Source organism: Variovorax sp. GW821-FHT09D07 (genome assembly GCF_059416345.1).
In genome coordinates this window covers 1-1171 of sequence record NZ_JBWKOY010000021.1, presented here as the reverse complement: position 1 = coordinate 1171, position 1171 = coordinate 1, and the positions used below count along the sequence as shown (strand labels likewise).

Below are 1171 nucleotides of genomic sequence, written 5' to 3'. Positions count from 1 at the left end.
GAAAAATGGCAAAAGGTAAATTCACCCGCACCAAGCCGCACGTGAACGTGGGCACGATCGGTCACGTTGACCACGGCAAGACCACGCTGACGGCTGCGATCGCCACCGTGCTGTCGGCCAAGTTCGGCGGCGAAGCCAAGGCTTACGACCAGATCGACGCAGCGCCTGAAGAAAAGGCCCGCGGCATCACGATCAACACCGCGCACGTCGAGTACGAAACGGCCAACCGCCACTACGCACACGTGGACTGCCCCGGTCACGCCGACTACGTGAAGAACATGATCACCGGCGCTGCCCAGATGGACGGCGCCATCCTGGTGTGCTCGGCCGCTGACGGCCCGATGCCCCAGACCCGTGAACACATCCTGCTGGCTCGCCAGGTGGGCGTGGGCTACATCATCGTGTTCCTGAACAAGTGCGACATGGTCGACGACAAGGAACTGCTCGAGCTGGTCGAAATGGAAGTTCGCGAACTCCTCGACAAGTACGAATTCCCCGGCGACGACACCCCCATCATCCACGGCTCGGCCAAGCTCGCCCTGGAAGGCGACAAGGGCGACCTGGGCGAAGGCGCCATCATGAAGCTGGCAGAAGCCCTGGACACGTACATCCCCACGCCTGAGCGCGCTGTGGACGGCACGTTCCTGATGCCCGTGGAAGACGTGTTCTCGATCTCGGGTCGCGGCACCGTGGTGACTGGCGCTGTCGAGCGCGGCGTGATCAAGGTCGGCGAAGAAATCGAAATCGTCGGTATCCGCCCCACCGTCAAGACCACCTGCACCGGCGTGGAAATGTTCCGCAAGCTGCTGGACCAAGGTCAAGCTGGCGACAACGTCGGCGTGCTGCTGCGCGGCACGAAGCGCGAAGAAGTCGAACGCGGCCAAGTGCTGTGCAAGCCCGGCTCGATCAAGCCGCACGTGCACTTCACCGCCGAGGTGTATGTCCTGTCCAAGGACGAAGGCGGCCGTCACACGCCGTTCTTCAACAACTACCGTCCGCAGTTCTACTTCCGCACGACGGACGTGACCGGCGCGATCGAGCTGCCCGCGGACAAGGAAATGGTCATGCCCGGCGACAACGTCAGCATCACCGTGAAGCTGATCAACCCGATCGCGATGGAAGAAGGCCTGCGCTTCGCCATCCGTGAAGGCGGCCGTACCGTGGGTTCGGG

Annotated in this window: 1 protein-coding gene; it reads left to right on the top strand. The window is 62.9% G+C overall.

Annotated elements, in window-relative coordinates:
- Nucleotides 1-5: 5 nt before the first annotated feature.
- Nucleotides 6-1171: elongation factor Tu (tuf, locus tag AC07OX_RS31635; RefSeq protein ID WP_495263238.1), on the top strand; the 1166-nt coding region annotated here is incomplete at its 3' end.